This is a genomic window from Sphingomonas epibiotica, assembly GCF_039615155.1.
Lineage (GTDB): Bacteria > Pseudomonadota > Alphaproteobacteria > Sphingomonadales > Sphingomonadaceae > Sphingomonas.
Map to the genome: position 1 here is coordinate 140,320 of NZ_JBDGHY010000007.1, position 17,119 is coordinate 157,438.

The following is a 17,119-nucleotide window of genomic DNA, read 5'->3' on the forward strand; positions in this document are numbered from 1 at the left end:
GCGCGGGGGTTTGATGCGTGCCGCATCAAATCTTCCACCCGCTATGGATCGCGACCAGCCCGCCAATGATCGGTTCGACGCGCGTGCGGATGAAGCCCGCGTCCGCGATCATCCGTTCGAAGGTCGGCATGTCCGGGAAGCGGCGAATCGATTCGATCAGATAGCGATAGCTGTCCTCGTCATTCGCCAAGAGCTTGCCGAGCTTGGGCACCAGCTTGTGCGAATATTGGTCATAGACGTCGGCGAAGCCGGGCCATGTCACCGTCGAGAATTCGAGGCAGAAGAACCGACCGCCGCGCTTCAATACGCGGTGTGCCTCGCGCAGCGCCTTCGGAATGTCGGTCACGTTGCGGATGCCGAACGCGATCGTATAGGCATCGAAGCTACGGTCGGCGAAGTCGAGCGTCTCGGCATTCTGTTCGGACCAGACAAGGCCGTCGATGCCGCGCTTTTCGGCGCGTTCCATGCCGACGCCCAGCATCGCCGGGTTGATGTCGGCGACGGTGATGTGCGCGCCGTGCTTCGCCATGCGGAACGCGATGTCGCCGGTGCCCCCGGCCATGTCGAGGATCGATTCGCCCTTGCCCGGCTTCACCCGCGCGACGAAGCGGTCCTTCCACAACCGGTGCATGCCCCCCGACATGGCGTCGTTCATCAGGTCGTAGCGCGAGGCGACGCTGGCGAAGACATCGCCGACGCGCTTGGTCTTTTCGGCGGGGGCCACATCTTCGTAGCCGAAGGATACCGTGTCGTTCATTCGTCTGCCCTAGCCGCGCCTTGTGGCGGGAGCAAACCGAACCTAGCTGTTTGTCGACGAAGGTGCGGTGATAACCCAGCCCGCCAGTCCCGTTCGTCCTGAGTAGCCATTGAGCCTGTCGAAATGGCGTATCGAAGGACCGCTTGAGGCAGGTGCTTCGATACGGGTCTTCGACAAGCTCAGCCCCTACTCAGCACGAACGGGGAAGAATGGATCAGAACGCCGAATGCCCGAACTTCCCGAAGTCGAGACGACCGTGCGCGGTCTGGCGCCGGTGCTGACCGGGCAACGGCTCGCGCGGGTCGTTGCCCATCGTGCCGATCTACGCCGGGCGATGCCGGTCGATTTGGGGCAGCGGCTTACGGGTGCGACTATCACCGGCCTGTCGCGCCGCGCCAAATACGGACTGATCGAGACCGATCGTGCCGATACCTTCATCTTCCACCTCGGCATGTCGGGGCGATGGCGCGTCGATCCCGCCGAGCCGCTGGCGTACGATCATCTGCTGCTGGCGACCGATGCCGGGCGGCAGGTGGTGCTGAACGATCCGCGCCGTTTCGGATCGGTCGATCTGCTGCGGACTGCCGAAGTAGCGGCGTGGCCGCCCTTCGCCGCGCTGGGACCCGAGCCGCTCGGGCCGGACTTCACCGCCGACCATCTGGAGCGGCGGTTCGCGGGGCGGATCGCGCCGGTGAAGATCCTGCTGCTCGATCAGCGAATCGTCGCGGGACTCGGCAACATCTATGTGTGCGAGGCGCTGAACGTCGCGGGCATTTCGCCGACGCGCCCGGCCGGACAGATTGCGCACGAACGGCTGGCGGCATTGGTCGACGCGACCCGTGCGGTGCTGCTGTCGGCGATCGAGGCGGGGGGATCGACGTTGCGCGACTATGCCCGGCCGGATGGCGAACTGGGCTATTTCTCGAAACAATTCAGGGCGTATGGCCGCGAAGGCGAAGCGTGCCCGTGCGGGGGTGTGGTCGAGCGGCGCGTCGATGGCGGACGCTCCACCTTCTGGTGTCGATCGTGCCAGCGATAGTTGACCTTCCGGCCCCGACCGGTTAAGGGGCGCACCTTCTCCGGTCGGATTGCCCGATCGGCACCAATCATTTGCGAGAGTCGAGGACGGCATGGCGAATACGCCACAGGCGAAGAAGCGTATCCGGCGCAATGCGCGTCGTGCGGAAATCAATGGTGCGCGCGTCGGCCGCATCCGTACCTTCGTGAAGAAGGTCGAAGCGGCGATCGTCGCCGGTGACCGTGAAGCGGCGACCACCGCGCTGGCGAACGTCCAGCCGGAACTGGCCCGTGGCGTCGCCAAGGGTGTGCTGCACAAGAATACCGCGAGCCGCAAGTTCTCGCGCCTGACGAAGGCGGTTGGCGCGATCGCCTGATCGCCCGCGCATCGTCGGACAGGATTGACCCCGTCGGCCCAGCGGCCGGCGGGGTTTCTTGCGTCGGTCGACCATGGCGTGACGCACGTGGCGAAGGGTGCGTCCCGTGGTGAAAAGGTTCCGCGAAACCCCCTCGAATCAAGCGGTCTGGAAAACCGCGGAAATCCGTGGATTCGAGCGTTCGCGGGCGACCAATCGACCGTAAGATACTGACAAAAAACGCGAAAAAATAAATCCGACGCGTTTCCGCCACTGGGGGGCTGTCAACTGCCTTTATTTCGGTTTCGTGACTTGATCGACCGGCGTCACGGTTCCTAAACAGCACTTCCCGGCGCCGATCGCGGTGGTCGGGGCCCGCACGAATCTTCGTGTGCGACCGCCGCTTCGGCGCGGTCAGGGGGGCTCTTAAACGATGGACGAACCGTGGCGGAGAAGCTGATTCTCCGGGCGGGAGGGGTGTGTTCGGTGACGATGGCGGTGGATCATGGACAGGTCGAGGTTGCAGCGGCATGGGCCCGCGTGCGACACAACCTGCGTGCATCCGCCGGACAGCGCGTGTTCGACCGGTGGCTGAAGCCGATGGAACTGGTCGCACCCGACGAGGACGGCGTCGTCCGCCTGACCCTGCCATCGGCGTTCATGACCGATTGGGTCCGCAATCATTATGCCGAACGATTGACGCACGAATTCCGTGCGCAACTGCCGCAGGTGCGCGACGTGGTGGTGGAAACGGCCAGCGCGCTGCAGGCGCGAATCGTACCACCCGCCGCGTTGCCCGAATCGAAGCCGGCACCGGTGGCGACGCCCGCGCCGATCGCCTTTGCCGCTGCCGTGCCGCAACGCGCACCCGCCGAACGGCCGGCGTTCGATCCGCGCTATCGCTTCGACCGATTCGTCGTTTCGGCATCGAATCGAGTCGCGTTCAATGCGGCGAAGGCGCTGGCCGAGCCCGGCGTGCCGCGGTTCAGCCCGCTATTCCTGCACAGCGGCACGGGTCTCGGCAAAACCCATCTGATGCACGCGATCGGCCATGCGTTTCTCGACGCCGATCCGGCGGCGAGCGCGGTCTATCTGCCCGCCGAGCGATTCATGTTCGAATTCGTCGCGGCGATGCGTGCGCGGGATACGCATGGGTTCAAGGCCCGCCTACGCGGCGTCGACCTGTTGATGATCGACGACCTGCAGTTCGTGGCGGGCAAGGACGCGACGCAGGAGGAATGCCTGCACACGATCAACGCGTTCATGGATGCCGGCAAGCGGGTGGTGATCGCCTGCGACCGATCGCCTGCGTTGCTCGAGGGGATCGATCCACGGCTGCTGTCGCGCTTGGGCGGCGGGCTGGTGGCCGATATCAAGCTGCCCGAGACCGACCTGCGCCATGCGATCCTAGCCGCCAAGCTGGCCGAGGTGCCCGGCATCGTCGTGCCCGGGGACGTGCTCGACCTGCTTGCCGGCCGTATTCGCGGCAGTGTGCGCGAGCTGGAAGGGGCGCTCAACCGGCTGATCGCCTATGCGTCGCTGACCGGCGACACGATTGACATGGCGTTCGCGCATGCGACGCTGGGCGAGATGCTGGCGGGTCCGGCCAAGCGCGTGACGATCGACGATATCCAGCGGGCGGTGTCGGTGCATTTCGAGGTCAAGCAGCTCGATCTGATCTCGGCACGGCGCGCACAGGCGATCGCTCGTCCGCGACAGGTGGCGATGTATCTGGCCAAGCAGCTGACGACGCGGTCGCTGCCCGAGATCGGGCGCAAGTTCGGTAATCGCGATCACTCGACGGTGATTCATGCGGTACGGCGGATCGAGGAACTGCGCGGGGTGGATCGCGAGATCGACAGCGCGGTGCGGACGCTGCTGCGCTCGCTCGAGGGCTGAACGGGGCTCACCCACCCCATTTGGTTCGAGCGGCTTCGCGCTTGTCGAGACCGACGTTCGTCACGCGCGCGGCAAGAAGAAGTAGAATTGGTTCGCGCAGAGGCGCAGAGGCGCAGAGGGGTTGCGTTCGCTCAACGCCGTATCCGCGTCGGCGGCCTTTTCTATGCAGCGGCCATGAATGCAACGGTCTCCCGATCGCGGAGGTGTTGCCGATTTCGCAACCCCTCCGCGCCTTCGCGTGAATCCGCTTGTTCTTACGTGATGACGTCCGGCGCGTTGCGGCCGGTATGCTGGGCGATCGACGCGATCGTCTCTGCGGCCGCTACCAGCGGCGCCAGTGCGTTACCGGTCTCCTGTGCCAGGTCGCCCTCGGCCGGCTCGTAGCGTTCGATATAGACGCGCAGCGTTGCGCCCTGGGTGCCGGTGCCCGACAGGCGGAACACGATGCGGGAGCCATCGGCGAACAGGATGCGGATGCCCTGCTTGCGGCTGACCGATCCGTCGGTGCTGTCGTGATAGGCGAAGTCGTCGGCTTCCGAGACGGCCAGGTCACCGATCGCCGTGCCGGGCAGGGTGGCGAGGCGGACGCGCAGCGACGCCATCAGCGCGTCGGCACCGGCCTGTTCGACGCCCTCATAATCGTGGCGCGCATAATAGTTGCGGCCATAGCGCGCCCAATGGTCGGCCATGATTTCAGCAACCGGCTGTCGGCGCGCGGCGAGGATGTTGAGCCAGAGCAGCACCGCCCACAGCCCGTCCTTTTCGCGGACATGGTTGGAACCGGTGCCGGCACTTTCCTCGCCGCAAATGGTGACGAGGCCGGCGTCGAGCAGGTTACCGAAGAACTTCCAGCCGGTCGGCGTTTCGTAGAGCGGCACGTTCAGCGCCTGCGCCACGCGGTCGGCGGCGGCGGAGGTCGGCATCGAACGGGCGATACCGGCGATACCATCCTTGTACGCGGGCGCCAGATGCGCGTTTGCGGCGAGGACCGCAAGCGAGTCCGACGGCGTTACGAAAATGCCGCGACCGATGATGAGGTTGCGGTCGCCATCGCCGTCCGAGGCTGCGCCGAAATCGGGCCCGTCGGCGGCCATCATTCGCTCGTACAGTTCGTGGGCGTGGACGAGGTTCGGGTCTGGGTGATGCCCGCCGAAATCGGGCAGGGGGGTGCCGTTGACGACGGTCCCGGCGGCGGCACCGAGCCGGCGTTCGAGGATCTCGGTCGCGTAGGGACCGGTGACCGCGCTCATCGCGTCGAACGACAGGCGGAAGCCGCCGGCGATCAGGTCGCGGATCGCGGCGAAATCGAACAGCGTCTCCATCAAGTCGGCATAGGCCGCGACCGAGTCGATCACCTCGACGGTCAGGCCGTCGACATCGCGTTCGCCGAGCGTGTCGAGGTCGATGCCGGTCACGTCGCTGATGACGTAGCGGTCGATCTCCAGCGTGCGGGCGTAGAGCGCGTCGGTGAAGCTTTCGGGCGCGGGGCCGCCGTTCGACACATTGTATTTAATGCCGAAATCTTCGTCGGGGCCGCCGGGATTATGGCTGGCCGACAGGACGAGGCCGCCGATCGCGCCGCGCTGGCGGATGACGTTGGAGGCGGCAGGGGTCGACAGGATGCCGCCCTGTCCGACGATCGCGCGGGCGAAGCCGTTGGCGGCGGCCATGCGGATCGCGGTCTGGATAACCTCGCGGTTCAGATAACGGCCGTCGCCGCCGATCACCAGCGTCGCGCCGTCCTTGCCCTCGACCACGTCGAACACCGACTGGATGAAGTTTTCGGCATAGCCAGGCTGCTGGAATACCCGCACCTTCTTGCGCAGGCCCGACGTGCCGGGCTTCTGGTCAGTGAAGGGCTTGGTTTCGACGGTGGTGCTGGTCACGAACGGCTTCCCCTGTAGTGGCCTTGCCGAACGCATAAGGTGACGAAGGTGCCACGGACAACATATATTTGGCCGTGGCACTCGATTAACTAAAACAAATATTCAAACTTGCAGTCCCAGTGCCTGTTGGGCGGCGAGCAGCGTCGGGCGGGCCAGTGCATCGGCCTTTGCCGCGCCCTTCGCCAGCGTTGCGCCGACGGCAGCGCGATCATCGAGCAGCGCCAACAGCCGGTCGCGGATCGGGCCGAGCTTCGCGACCGCCAAATCGGCCAGCGCGGGCTTGAATGCACCGAACCCCTGGCCGCCGAAGTTGGCGAGCACGTCCTGCGACGTCTCTCCGGCCAGCGCGGCATAGATGGTGACGAGGTTGCGTGCTTCGGGCCGTTCGGCGAGGCCGGCGACTTCGGAGGGTAGGGGTTCGGGGTCGGTCTTGGCCTTGCGGAACTTGGTTGCGATCTGATCGTCCGAGTCGATCAGGTTGATGCGGCTCATGTCCGACGGATCGGACTTGGACATCTTCGCGGTGCCGTCGCGCAGGCTCATGATCCGTGGGGTATCTTCCGGAATCATCGGTTCGGGCAGCGGGAACAGGTCGACGTCGAAATCGAGGTTGAACTTGGTGGCGATGTCGCGCGCCAGTTCCAGATGCTGCTTCTGATCCTCACCCACAGGGACATGCGTCGCCCGGTACGCCAGGATGTCGGCGGCCTGCAGCACCGGATAGGTGAACAGGCCGACGCTGGCACCTTCGCGGTTCTTGCCGGCCTTGTCCTTCCACTGGGTCATGCGGTTGAGCCAGCCGACGCGGGCGGTGCCGCCGAGGATCCACGCCAGTTCGCTATGCGCGGGCACCCGCGCCTGATTGAACAGGATCGAGCGGTCGGGATCGATCCCGGCTGCCAGCAAGGTCGCCGCCATCTCGATCGTGTTCGACGCCATCACCTTCGGATCCTGCGTCACGGTCAGCGCGTGGAGGTCGGCGAGGAAGAACAGGCAGACATCATCCGCGCCCATCCGGTCCTGCAACCGTACCCAGTTGCGGATTGCGCCCAGATAATTGCCGAGATGAAGATTGCCGGTGGTCTGGATGCCGGAGACGACACGCATTTCTGTTTCCTATCAGGCGGCGCGCCGACGCAGCAGCGCGCGGAGATCGGCCAGCCGGAACGCTCCGGTGGCAAGGCAGGCAAGGCCATAGACGATGGCACCGGCGCCGACGAGCGCGACCATGCCGATGATGCGGGTCATCACTTCGCCGGTCGTCCACGGGCCGACGATGCGATCGGCGAAGAATAGCGCCGCCCCCATCAGCAGCGCGGCGATGGCGAAGCGCGGCAGGCGGTGGGTCAGTTGCCGGTCGAACGCGAAATGCTTGCGCCGCCGCAGCGTCACGTACAGCATCGCGAAATTGACCCATGCCGAAACCGCCGTGGCGAGCGGCGGGCCGATATGCGCGACGGTCGGGATCAGCGCGAGGTTGAGGACGATGTTGACGACGATCGAGAGCATCGCGAAGCGCACCGGGGTCCGCGTATCCTGTCGCGCATAAAAGCCCGGCGTCATCACCTTGATCAGGACATAGGCGGGCAGGCCGAGCGAGAAGGCGGCGAGCGACTGGGCGCTGCGCAGCGTATCTTCCGGTCCGAACGCGCCATGCTGGAACAGGGCGCGGATGATCGGTTCGGCGACGGTCAGGAAGGCGATGGTCGCGGGCAGCGTCAGCAGCAGCGCCAGTTCGATGCCGCGATTCTGCGTGTCCATCGCCGCCGCGTCTTCTTTCCGCGCCAGTTGCCGGGAAATCGTCGGGAGCAAAATGGTGCCAAGACCGATGCCGATCAGCCCCAGCGGCAACTGGTTCAGCCGGTCGGCATAATAGATGTAGGAAATCGATCCCTGATCGAGCAGCCGCCCCGACAAGGCGGTCGAGATTAGCAGGTTGATCTGCATCGCCCCCGCGCCGATCGCAGCGGGGACGATGAGACGCAGCATCGCGCGCACGTCGGGAGTCAGGCGCGGGCGCTGCGGGCGGAGCGACACGCCGGCCCGTCGACAGGCGAACATGAGCCAGCCGAGCTGCAACGCGCCGCCGACGGTGACCGCCCATGCCTGTACGCGGGCCGTCGCATAGGGATCGGGGCCGTGAAAGAAGAGTAGGCCGGCGACCATCGCGACATTGAGCAGAATGGGCGCGGCGGCATTGACCCAGAATTTGTCGAGCGAATTGAGGATCGCGCCCAATAGCGACACGATCGAGATCAGTAGGAGATAGGGAATGGTGATCCGCGACAGCGTGACGGCATAGGCGAATTGCGCGGGGGTGGGGTCGTTGAACCCGCCCGAGAGCAGGTACGTAAGCGGCCATGCACCGATCAGCATGACGATCGTCGCGGCGACCAGTACCGGCAACAATACCGACAGTACCGCCTGCGCAAAGGCGATGCCGGCGGGCAGCCCCTGACCCTCCGCCGCCGCGTCGCCCTCGGCCACTTTCTTGTTGAACAGCGGCACGAAGGCGGCGTTGAACGCGCCTTCGGCAAAGAGAGCACGAAACATGTTGGGCAGGCGGAAGGCGACGAGGAACGCGTCCGACGCGAAGCCTGCGCCGACGAACGTCGCCTGCAGCGAGTCGCGGCCCAGCGCCAGCACGCGGCTGGCCAGCGTCAGTCCGCCGACCGACCCCAGCGATTTCGCCAGTTTCATGGACTCATGGCCGATCGAACCGCCGGCCGTGCGCATTGCCAGGCGAGACTTTTGCGGCAGTTGCCGATCCGTACCCCGGCGAAGGCCGGGCTCCAGTCAGAAAGGCCTATCCGCATATCACTGACGTTCCCCAACTGGACCCCGGCCTTCGCCGGGGTACGGCGAGGAGTTGGCTGCGTTCGCGACGTTCGCAGCGATCTCGAACAGACGACGGGGCGGGATAACGACAGGCCGACATTCGTGACCCTGGACCCCCGCCTGCGCGGGGGTAGGAGTGGCCGAAACTGCGTGTCACCCAGCTGCATGGCAGTCGGCGTCCTCGATTGTCGATCGGACCGACGTCCGCTCCCGCCGCCCGGAAAAGATCAGGCGTGGCCGGCGACTTCGCCGAGCGCGCCCTGCTGTTCGGCCTGCGACAGATAGAGCTGCGCGAAGTCGATCGGTTCGAGCAGCAGCGGCGGGAAGCCGCCGTCGCGCACCGCATCGGCCAGCACGCGACGGGCGAAGGGGAACAGGATGCGCGGCGCTTCGCCGAGCAGGAAGGGCTGAAGGTGCTCGGCCGGGATGTTGCGCAGGCCGAACAGGCCAGCGAACGACAGGTCGACCAGATACATGACCTGATTCTCGACCTCGGCACGCGCCTCGATCTTCAGCACCACTTCGTGGACGTCGTCGCCGACCTGGTTGGCACCGATGTTGAACTGCACGTCCAGCTTGGGCTGGCCGGCAATCTGATAGACGCCCGGCGCGCTCGGATTCTCGAACGAGAGATCCTTGACGTACTGGGTGATGACGTTGACCGACGGCTGGCTGTCGTCCCCGTTGGCAAAGGCGTCGATGCCGCCTGCGGCGTTCTGTTCGTCCATGTCGATCCCTGTCGGCTCGGGCGGATAGCTTTGGCGCTTCCCGCGTTAAGATGGCGCGGACTAGCAGCGGCCCGACCGTGATTCAACGGGTCGACCACCCCGGCGAACTTATGGCCGTCACGCCGTTTGTATCCGCGCTCGTTCGGTCCTATGTCCGATCGATGGAAGGAAGTGAAGGCATGGTGGTTTTTGTCGTCCTGCTCGCAATGGTCGCGGCGTTTCTGGCGATGCGGCTCTATGCCGTGTTGGGGAAGCGGACCGGTCACGAACCCTTGCCGCGGACCGCGGACGAGCGGATCGCGACGCCGCCGGTCGCGCGCCCGATCGAGGTGACACCCGAAGCACGCGTGCTAGGTCCGCGCCATGTCGAGAGCGGGGCGGAGAGCGGCCTGCGCTCGCTGATCGCTGCCGATCCGTCGTTCGACGTCGCACAGTTCATCGAAGGTGCGAAGTCGGCCTATCGCATGATCCTCGAAGCCTTTTGGAAGGGTGACGAGGCGACGCTGGAATGGCTGACCGAGCGCGATGTGCGCGAAGCCTTTGCGCAGGCGATCGCCGATCGCAACGCGGCGGGCCATGTGCTCGACAACCGGCTGGTGTCGATCGAGCGTGCGGTCGTGACCGAGGCGTCGGTCGAGGGTGGCGTGGCGCGCGTGTCGGTACGCTTCGATGCCGATATCGCCGCGATCACCCGTGACGCCGAGGGCAATATCGTTGCCGGGTCGATGTCCGACGCGGTCGAGACGCATGACGTCTGGACCTTCCTGCGGGTGCTCAAGAGCAACGACCCGAACTGGAAGCTTGCCGATACCGACGAAGCCTGACGTCGATGCGCAAGGGGGGATTGGCGGCGCTCGCCGCGCTGCTGCTGGCTGGCTGTTCGAATGCGATCGTGCCGCGGGGCGTGGAGACGGCGACGTCTTCTCGCCCGCCGACGCGCGCACAAGCGCCGGTGCAGCGACCGGTGGCGGTGCGTCAGCCGACCGGGGCGGTGCCGCTGCCGCCGATTACCGGGGGTGTCGCCGTCGATGGCGCGACGACCGCATTGACGGCAGGCGTCGTGGCCGGACCGCCGGTCGCTTCGCTGCCACTGACCGAAGAGTCCGCCGCGCGGGCGTTGGCGGCGTTTCGCATTTCCTGTCCGTCGCTGGTACGGCGGACCGATCCGACCGGGTTGACGCGGGGCGCCGACTGGCAGGCGGCATGCGATGCCGCGCGGGGCGTCGGCGCGGGGCAGGCGCGGACCTTCTTCACGCAATGGTTCGAGGCCGTGCAGGTCGGTGACGGGAAGGCGTTCGCGACCGGCTATTACGAACCCGAAATCCACGGGTCGCGGACGCGACAGCCAGGGTATGAAACGCCGATCTATGGTGTGCCGGGCGATCTGGTCGAGGCCGATCTCGGGCTGTTCTCGGCGGACCTGAAGGGCAAGCGGATACGCGGCCGTGTCGATGGTACGAAGTTCGTACCCTATTACGACCGGACCGCGATCGAGGAAGGCGCACTGGCCGGGCGCGGGCTGGAGATCGCGTGGGCGGCCGATCCGGTCGAGATGTTCTTCCTGCAGGTGCAGGGGTCGGGACGGCTGCGCCTGCCCGATGGCGGGGTGATGCGCATCGGCTATGCCGGGCAGAATGGCCGCGACTATACCGGCATCGGCAAGCTGATGCGCGACCGTGGGCTGATCGGCCCGGATCAGGCGTCGATGCAGGGGCTGATGGCGTGGTTGCGCGCCAATCCCGAACAGGGGCGCGCGGTGATGCGCGAGAATAAGAGCTTCGTGTTCTTTCGCGAACTGACCGGGCCGGGGCCGCTGGGCGCGATGGGCCTGCCGGTGACCGGCAATGCCAGCGTCGCCGCCGATGTGCGGTTCGTGCCGCTGGGCGCGCCGGTGTTCCTGTCGATGGATCGTACCGACGCCTCCGGCCTGTGGGTCGCGCAGGATACTGGTGGCGCGATCAAGGGCACAAACCGCTTCGACACCTTCTGGGGTGCGGGCGACGAGGCGCGGGCGATCGCCGGGGGGATGAGCGCGCGCGGCACGGCGTGGCTGTTGCTGCCGATCGGGACCGTCGCACGGATCGCGAGTGGCCGGCCGACGCCTTGATCCGGGCGAGGCGGCGCTGTGGGCGCGGGTCGTCGCGGCGGTAAAGCCGTTGCACGGCGCGCGACCGGTCGCTGCCACGGCGCCGCTCGAACCGCATGGTGCGCCCAAGCCGAAGCCGGCGCGGGTCGTCGCCGCGCCGGTCGCCAAAGCTGCTCGTGCCGCGCGGACACCGGGCGAGACACTCGATGCCGGATGGGACCGCCGGCTGGCGCGCGGGCTAGTCAGTCCGGATGCGACCATCGATCTACATGGTCACACGCTGGCCACCGCCCATGCGCGACTCGATCAGGAACTGGGGCGGGCGATCGCGCGCGGCGACCGCGTGCTGCTGGTGGTGACGGGCCGTCCGCCGCGCCCCGAATCCGAACGTCCCCATGCGCGTGGCGCGATCCGCGCGGCGATCGGCGACTGGATCGCTGCAGGGCGGCATGTCGACCGCATCGCCTCCATCCGCGGCGCGCATCCGCGTCATGGCGGCGGGGGCGCGCTCTACCTTATTTTGCGGCGCAACCGGACGCCCTAGGAACCGCCCTGCAGGGGTCGGAACCGACTGCCGAACCGGGGGGCGGGGGCATCGAAAATCACGGCCAACCGCCGGTCGTAACGCCTCCGTACCAGACCAGATATCGGCGCGGGGAACCAGCAGCGGTTTCAACGGGTTAGTCCCGGTTTGAGACATTTTCGCCACGCTTGTGCTGTCCCGCAACGGGACGTATGTAAATGCATGTCTCTGACCGGGAACGAAATGGTTACTCGAAAGTAAATGCCGTGCTCGTCGAGTAGACGTTGCTGAACCGGGGAAGGCATTCGAAAAACCTGTTTCCTGCCACTGCGCGGAAAAGGGGGACTGAATGGTGCAGGGGGTCGATCGTCGACCACCGCGCACCTCCCGGGCAACAAGGAGGATTGTGATATGGCATTTGGTGACAACAGCGTTTTGATCTCCACCGCAACGCGGCAGGACGTGGTCGCAAACGGAACCAGCGACACCTACCAGGCCGGTGACGGCGCCAACGCGTTCGTGATCGCGAATGGCAATGTCGGTAACGACCTGTTCTTGGGCTGGGGCGCAAACGACTCGATCATCAACAACCGTCAGATCTTCGACGGCAATGGCGATGGCTTCATCCAGTTCGGTTCGAACGGCGTGCTCGACATCGATCGCACCAGCCGTCGCAATGCCGGTCAGGACCAGCTTCAGCTCGCCGGTGACAACGCGAACATCACCGAGCTGCGCTATCTGGGCAACAAGAACGGTGGCTTCGTCTATGCCGACTCGGCCACGCTGAAGAACCTGTGGGAGCCCTTCGGCCGCACCAACGTGATCGAAGGCACGGTCGGCGACAACACGTTCGACCTGTCGGGCGGCGCCAAGGTGCTGTTCCATGACAACGCGCTGGGCCTGAACCTGGGTGGCGACACGATCAACAACTTCGGCGACGACGATCTGCTCGTCACCACGTCGATGATCTTCGACAGCGACTCGAACCAGACCGTGACCTTCGGCCAGAACAACGTGCTCGACATTTCGGGTTCGAACGGTCCGTCGGCCAGCGATCCGCAGGGCGGCCCTGGCGGTCAGCTGGACTTCACCAGCCAGACCTCGGTCACCTATCTGGGTTCGAACGAGATCAACGGCGTGACCTACTACTACTATGGCACTGCCAACTCGACCTTCGATCCGACCCCGAGCGCATAAGCGTTCGCATCGCGATCCATGGAAAGCCCGGCACGAAAGTGCCGGGCTTTTTATCGTTAAGGGACGGCGGCAACGGCCGCGATCGCTTTCCCGTCGCGATGTTCGCGTTGATAGGCGCGTAGATCGGGCGCCAGCAGATAGGCGACCAGCACGACCGCGATCGCCGCCGCCGCCGTGTCGCGCACCAGCATCGTCAGGTTGCGCTGTCGCGACAGCGCCGCCCGATCCGCCGCCCGCCGGACGGTCTGTCGACGTTCGGCCCCCGGCGGAACGGGGTGCCGGTCGCGACGCCGGTCGACCATCCGCCGCCGTTCCGGATCGGACAGCGTGCGGTAGGCGCTGATGATCGCCGCCGCCCGGTCCGCCGCATCGGCATCGGGCGAGCGGTCGGGATGCGACCGTGCGATCATCCGGCGAAAGGCGCGCTTGATCTGGTCCGCATCCGCCCCACGATCGATATCGAGTACCGTATAGGGATCGGCAGTATCGGTCATCGTCCCGCCTCGATTGACTATTCGTCAAAGCCATTGCTACGGACGCGGTTGCGGGGCGGTTGAGCAACAGGCTTAGCGCCGGGTTCACCATGTTGCGCGCAGTGCCAACCCGACGGAGCAAACATGATCGAGGCGGAAACCAGCAGGATCGGCCCGGTCGATATCGCCGTCCTGACCTTTGACGAAGCAGTGGCGGCGGTCGACGATCGGATCGATGCCGCCGACGGTGCCAGCGTCACCTTCTGCAATGCGCATAGCGTCAATCTGGCGCGCGACGACCGGCGGCTGGTCGACGCCTATGCGAGCAGCCTCGTGCTGAACGACGGGATCGGCGTCGATATGGCGCGCAAGCTGCTCTACGGCGCGCCGTTCCCGGCCAACGTCAATGGCAGCGACTTCATCCCGATCTTCTTCGAACGCAGCCGGCATGAGCTGCGCCTGTTCCTGCTCGGCAGCCGCCCTGGCATCGCCGCGCAGGCGGGCGAGATCATCGCCGAGCGCTATCCGCGCCACCGGGTGGTCGGCGTACGCGACGGCTATTTCAAACCGGAAGACGAACCGGCGCTGGTCGAGGAGATTGCGCGGTCAGGCGCCAATCTGCTGGTGATCGGCATGGGCCAGCCGCGGCAGGAAATTTTTGCCGCGCGGCATGCCGACCGGATCGGCATGGCGTCGATGAGCGTCGGCGCGTTTCTCGACTTCACCTCCGGCGCGATTCCGCGCGCGCCCAACTGGCTGCGCACGATCCGGCTGGAATGGCTGTACCGGCTGGGGCTGGAGCCGAAGCGGATGTTCAACCGCTATGTCCTTGGCAATCCGCGGTTCCTGTACGGCGTCCTAAAGGATCGCAAGCGTAACAATTAAAAGATGATGAACGGCGCGTTAGCCCCGTCACGCAACCGAATATCGACAGGGCAGCCAGCATAACACCCGGGAAGGTCGCAATATTGCGACGGATGCGGGGTCTGTAATGCTTGGTATCAACCTGTCCGGTGCGGAGTTCGGCAAGGGCGACCGCTATGGCTATGACTATATCTACCCGTCGCTGAAGGATCTGGCCTTCTACGCCGCGAAGGGGATCGAACTCGTCCGTCTTCCGGTCAAGTGGGAACGCCTGCAGGACAAGCTGGGCGGGCCGCTGGACGAACAGGAACTGGGGCGGCTGCTGAAGTTCCTCGACAATGCCCAGAGCCTGGGCATGAAGGTCATCATCGACGTCCATAATTACGGACGGTTCGCCGGCAAGGCGATCGGCACCGCCGATGTCCCGGTCGAGAAGTTCGCCGATTTCTGGTCGAAGCTGGCCGATGCGGTCGGCGACAAGCCGGCGGTGTACGGTTACGACCTGATGAACGAACCGCACAACATGCCGAACAAGACGGTGTGGCCGGCCGCGGCACAGGCGGCGGTCGACGCGATCCGCGCGCTGGGCGACAAGACGACGATCTTCGTCGAGGGCGAAAGCTGGGCCAATGCGACCAACTGGGCGTCGAACAACCCCAATCTGGACATCAAGGATCCGGCCGACAACATCGTCTACGAAGCGCATCTCTATCTCGATAAGAACCAGTCGGGCACCTATGCCGGCAGCTACGACCAGGAAGGCGCAACCGCCGATATCGGCGTGAAGCGGCTGCAGGCCTTCGTCCAATGGCTGGAGGAAAAGGGCGCGCGCGGCTTCATCGGCGAATTCGGCGTGCCGTCGGACGATCCGCGCTGGCAGGTCGCGCTCGACAATATGCTCAAGGCGATGAACGATTACGGCCTTTCGGGCACCTATTGGGGCGCGGGGAAGTGGTTCAACGGCTATAATGTTGGGCTGCTCGACAAGAGCGGCAATGGCAAGGCGTCGCTCGACACGCTGCTCAAGAACCTGGCCGATAGCGACGAGGTCGGGTTGGCGCAATTGTGGGCGCCCAATCCGGTTTCGACTGGGACGGCGGCCAATGCGGCGTCGTCGGCACCGCGTATCGGCACCGCCGACCATTACGACAAGGTCGATTTCTCGGCCGCGACGGCGGGCGTCACCGTCAAGCTCGACGGCGTGAAATATGTGTCGATCGAGGAAGTCGTCGGCAGCGCGTTCAACGACGTACTGATCGGCGACAGCGCCGCCAACACGCTGATCGGCGGAAAGGGCAATGACGTGCTCGACGGCGGGGCGGGGGCCGATATCCTGACCGGCGGACTGGGCGACGACATCTATTATGTCGACAATGTCCTCGACGTGCTGACCGAACGGGTCGGCGAGGGACATGACCTGGTCCATGCCACCGTCGACTGGGTGCTGGGCACGTCGTTCGAGGACCTGAAGCTCGACGGCAGCGCGATCAGCGGCACCGGCAACAAGCTGGACAACGTCATCGTCGGCAACGCCATGGCGAACATCCTGAGCGGTGGCTGGGGCGACGATACGCTCGACGGGCTGGGCGGCGCCGACCGGATGCTCGGCGGGACCGGCAACGACACCTATTATGTCGATAATGTCGGCGACCAGACGATCGAGGGGTATAAGGAAGGCAACGACACCGTCATCGCCTCGATCGACTGGACGCTGGCCGCCAATGTCGAAAACCTGACGCTGGCGGGCGATGCGCGGCGCGGCACCGGCAACAGCAGCGCCAACAAGCTGACCGCCAACGATGCCGGCAACCATCTCTACGGGTTGAAGGGCGACGACATCCTGACCGGCGGCGCGGGCAATGACTGGCTGGAAGGCGGCGAGGGCGAGGACCAGTTGTTCGGCGGTGCCGGCAACGACGTGCTGATCGGCGGGACCAATCGCGACTGGCTGACCGGTGGTGCCGGCCGCGACACGTTCCGCTTCCTTGCTGCCAATGAATCCAAGGGCGGCACGATGGACCGCATCATGGATTTCACCCGCGGCGAGGACGTGATCGACCTTTCGGCGATGGACGCCAATACCAAGCTCAGCGGCAATCAGGCGATGACCTTCATCGGCGACGCGGATTTCAGCCGCAAGGCCGGGCAGCTCCGCTACGAGCGGATCGACGACTATACCCAGATCGAGGTCGACCTGAACGGCGACGGCAAGGCCGATTTCGGCATCCGGCTGGAAGGGTTCCAGTACAAGCTGTCGGCCAGCGACTTCATCCTCTGAAACGACGGGCCTCGGCCCGGCTGGACCGTCCGTCCCGGCAAGGGGCGGGCGGTCCTTCCGCGTTTCGTGCAGGCCGCGGTACGCGTGCCGGCCGGCCCATTAACCCGCGGGTAAAGGCGGTCGCTTATGCAGGTTCACATTCCGCCAATCGCGGTGCGGCTGCCCTGACATTCGGGGGCAGACTTCGCGCCGCCGATGTCCTACGATGCCCGGCAGG

Annotated in this window: 15 protein-coding genes; 9 read left to right on the top strand and 6 right to left on the bottom strand. The window is 65.6% G+C overall.

Annotated features, from left to right (window positions below; genetic code table 11):
* Nucleotides 1–25: 25 nt before the first annotated feature.
* Nucleotides 26–757 carry a class I SAM-dependent methyltransferase gene (locus tag AAIO73_RS14915; protein ID WP_345878988.1) on the bottom strand — a complete coding sequence of 244 codons (732 nt, stop codon included), beginning with the start codon at nt 755–757 and terminating at the stop codon, nt 26–28.
* A 226-nt stretch (nt 758–983) separates the two neighbouring features.
* Between AAIO73_RS14915 and mutM the strand changes: the two genes are divergently transcribed.
* The 3 genes from mutM to dnaA all read left to right on the top strand — a co-directional run bounded on the left by mutM (nt 984) and on the right by dnaA (nt 4,029).
* The gene (gene mutM, locus AAIO73_RS14920) at nt 984–1,796 is read left to right on the top strand and encodes a bifunctional DNA-formamidopyrimidine glycosylase/DNA-(apurinic or apyrimidinic site) lyase (RefSeq protein ID WP_345878989.1); all 813 of its coding nucleotides are present in this window, start codon (nt 984–986) and stop codon (nt 1,794–1,796) included.
* Nucleotides 1,797–1,887: 91 nt separating this feature from the next.
* Nucleotides 1,888–2,151: a 30S ribosomal protein S20 gene (gene rpsT, locus AAIO73_RS14925; protein WP_056459222.1), complete on the top strand. Its 264-nt coding sequence runs from the start codon at nt 1,888–1,890 to the stop codon at nt 2,149–2,151.
* A gap of 471 nt (nt 2,152–2,622) precedes the next feature.
* Nucleotides 2,623–4,029, top strand: coding sequence for a chromosomal replication initiator protein DnaA (gene dnaA / locus AAIO73_RS14930; RefSeq protein ID WP_345879166.1), 1,407 nt, complete (start codon nt 2,623–2,625; stop codon nt 4,027–4,029).
* 254 nt (nt 4,030–4,283) lie between these two features.
* On the opposite strand, the gene AAIO73_RS14935 is transcribed toward dnaA, so the two are convergent.
* The 4 genes from AAIO73_RS14935 to secB form a co-directional block, all read right to left on the bottom strand.
* Complete coding sequence (locus AAIO73_RS14935; protein ID WP_345878990.1) at nt 4,284–5,915, bottom strand: alpha-D-glucose phosphate-specific phosphoglucomutase; 1,632 nt, start codon at nt 5,913–5,915, stop codon at nt 4,284–4,286.
* 102 nt (nt 5,916–6,017) lie between these two features.
* Nucleotides 6,018–7,022, bottom strand: coding sequence for a tryptophan--tRNA ligase (gene trpS, locus AAIO73_RS14940; RefSeq protein WP_345878991.1), 1,005 nt, complete (start codon nt 7,020–7,022; stop codon nt 6,018–6,020).
* A gap of 12 nt (nt 7,023–7,034) precedes the next feature.
* Nucleotides 7,035–8,615: a murein biosynthesis integral membrane protein MurJ gene (gene murJ / locus AAIO73_RS14945; RefSeq protein ID WP_345878992.1), complete on the bottom strand. Its 1,581-nt coding sequence runs from the start codon at nt 8,613–8,615 to the stop codon at nt 7,035–7,037.
* A 365-nt stretch (nt 8,616–8,980) separates the two neighbouring features.
* Nucleotides 8,981–9,481, bottom strand: coding sequence for a protein-export chaperone SecB (gene secB / locus AAIO73_RS14950; RefSeq protein WP_345878993.1), 501 nt, complete (start codon nt 9,479–9,481; stop codon nt 8,981–8,983).
* Between the two features lie 179 nt (nt 9,482–9,660).
* Between secB and AAIO73_RS14955 the strand changes: the two genes are divergently transcribed.
* The 4 genes from AAIO73_RS14955 (at nt 9,661) to AAIO73_RS14970 (ending at nt 13,287) form a co-directional block, all read left to right on the top strand.
* Entirely contained in the window at nt 9,661–10,305 is a 645-nt protein-coding gene (locus AAIO73_RS14955; protein WP_526023811.1) for a Tim44/TimA family putative adaptor protein, read from the top strand.
* Between the two features lie 5 nt (nt 10,306–10,310).
* On the top strand, nt 10,311–11,588 hold the full coding sequence (mltA, locus tag AAIO73_RS14960) for a murein transglycosylase A (protein WP_345878994.1): 1,278 nt from the start codon (nt 10,311–10,313) through the stop codon (nt 11,586–11,588).
* A complete protein-coding gene (locus AAIO73_RS14965; RefSeq protein ID WP_345878995.1) occupies nt 11,569–12,111 on the top strand; it encodes a Smr/MutS family protein in 543 nt (180 codons plus the stop codon). The genes mltA and AAIO73_RS14965 overlap by 20 nt, the downstream gene beginning before the upstream one ends.
* 390 nt (nt 12,112–12,501) lie before the next feature.
* Nucleotides 12,502–13,287: a hypothetical protein gene (locus AAIO73_RS14970; protein ID WP_345878996.1), complete on the top strand. Its 786-nt coding sequence runs from the start codon at nt 12,502–12,504 to the stop codon at nt 13,285–13,287.
* A 56-nt stretch (nt 13,288–13,343) separates the two neighbouring features.
* Here AAIO73_RS14970 and AAIO73_RS14975 read toward each other — a convergent pair whose 3' ends face one another.
* A complete protein-coding gene (locus AAIO73_RS14975; RefSeq protein WP_345878997.1) occupies nt 13,344–13,781 on the bottom strand; it encodes a J domain-containing protein in 438 nt (145 codons plus the stop codon).
* Nucleotides 13,782–13,904: 123 nt separating this feature from the next.
* Between AAIO73_RS14975 and AAIO73_RS14980 the strand changes: the two genes are divergently transcribed.
* A complete protein-coding gene (locus AAIO73_RS14980) occupies nt 13,905–14,645 on the top strand; it encodes a WecB/TagA/CpsF family glycosyltransferase (RefSeq protein ID WP_345878998.1) in 741 nt (246 codons plus the stop codon).
* A gap of 106 nt (nt 14,646–14,751) precedes the next feature.
* On the top strand, nt 14,752–16,902 hold the full coding sequence (locus AAIO73_RS14985) for a cellulase family glycosylhydrolase (RefSeq protein ID WP_345878999.1): 2,151 nt from the start codon (nt 14,752–14,754) through the stop codon (nt 16,900–16,902).
* Nucleotides 16,903–17,119: the final 217 nt, after the last annotated feature.

Excerpts from the sequence above, each read along its gene's own strand:
- AAIO73_RS14915 (WP_345878988.1), bottom strand. The coding sequence starts at position 757 with ATGAACGACACGGTATCCTTCGGCTACGAAGATGTGGCCCCCGCCGAA.
- mutM (WP_345878989.1), top strand. The coding sequence starts at position 984 with ATGCCCGAACTTCCCGAAGTCGAGACGACCGTGCGCGGTCTGGCGCCG.
- rpsT (WP_056459222.1), top strand. The coding sequence starts at position 1,888 with ATGGCGAATACGCCACAGGCGAAGAAGCGTATCCGGCGCAATGCGCGT.
- dnaA (WP_345879166.1), top strand. The coding sequence starts at position 2,623 with ATGGCGGTGGATCATGGACAGGTCGAGGTTGCAGCGGCATGGGCCCGC.
- trpS (WP_345878991.1), bottom strand. The coding sequence starts at position 7,022 with ATGCGTGTCGTCTCCGGCATCCAGACCACCGGCAATCTTCATCTCGGC.
- murJ (WP_345878992.1), bottom strand. The coding sequence starts at position 8,615 with ATGAAACTGGCGAAATCGCTGGGGTCGGTCGGCGGACTGACGCTGGCC.
- secB (WP_345878993.1), bottom strand. The coding sequence starts at position 9,481 with ATGGACGAACAGAACGCCGCAGGCGGCATCGACGCCTTTGCCAACGGG.
- AAIO73_RS14955 (WP_526023811.1), top strand. The coding sequence starts at position 9,661 with ATGGTGGTTTTTGTCGTCCTGCTCGCAATGGTCGCGGCGTTTCTGGCG.
- mltA (WP_345878994.1), top strand. The coding sequence starts at position 10,311 with ATGCGCAAGGGGGGATTGGCGGCGCTCGCCGCGCTGCTGCTGGCTGGC.
- AAIO73_RS14970 (WP_345878996.1), top strand. The coding sequence starts at position 12,502 with ATGGCATTTGGTGACAACAGCGTTTTGATCTCCACCGCAACGCGGCAG.
- AAIO73_RS14975 (WP_345878997.1), bottom strand. The coding sequence starts at position 13,781 with ATGACCGATACTGCCGATCCCTATACGGTACTCGATATCGATCGTGGG.
- AAIO73_RS14980 (WP_345878998.1), top strand. The coding sequence starts at position 13,905 with ATGATCGAGGCGGAAACCAGCAGGATCGGCCCGGTCGATATCGCCGTC.
- AAIO73_RS14985 (WP_345878999.1), top strand. The coding sequence starts at position 14,752 with ATGCTTGGTATCAACCTGTCCGGTGCGGAGTTCGGCAAGGGCGACCGC.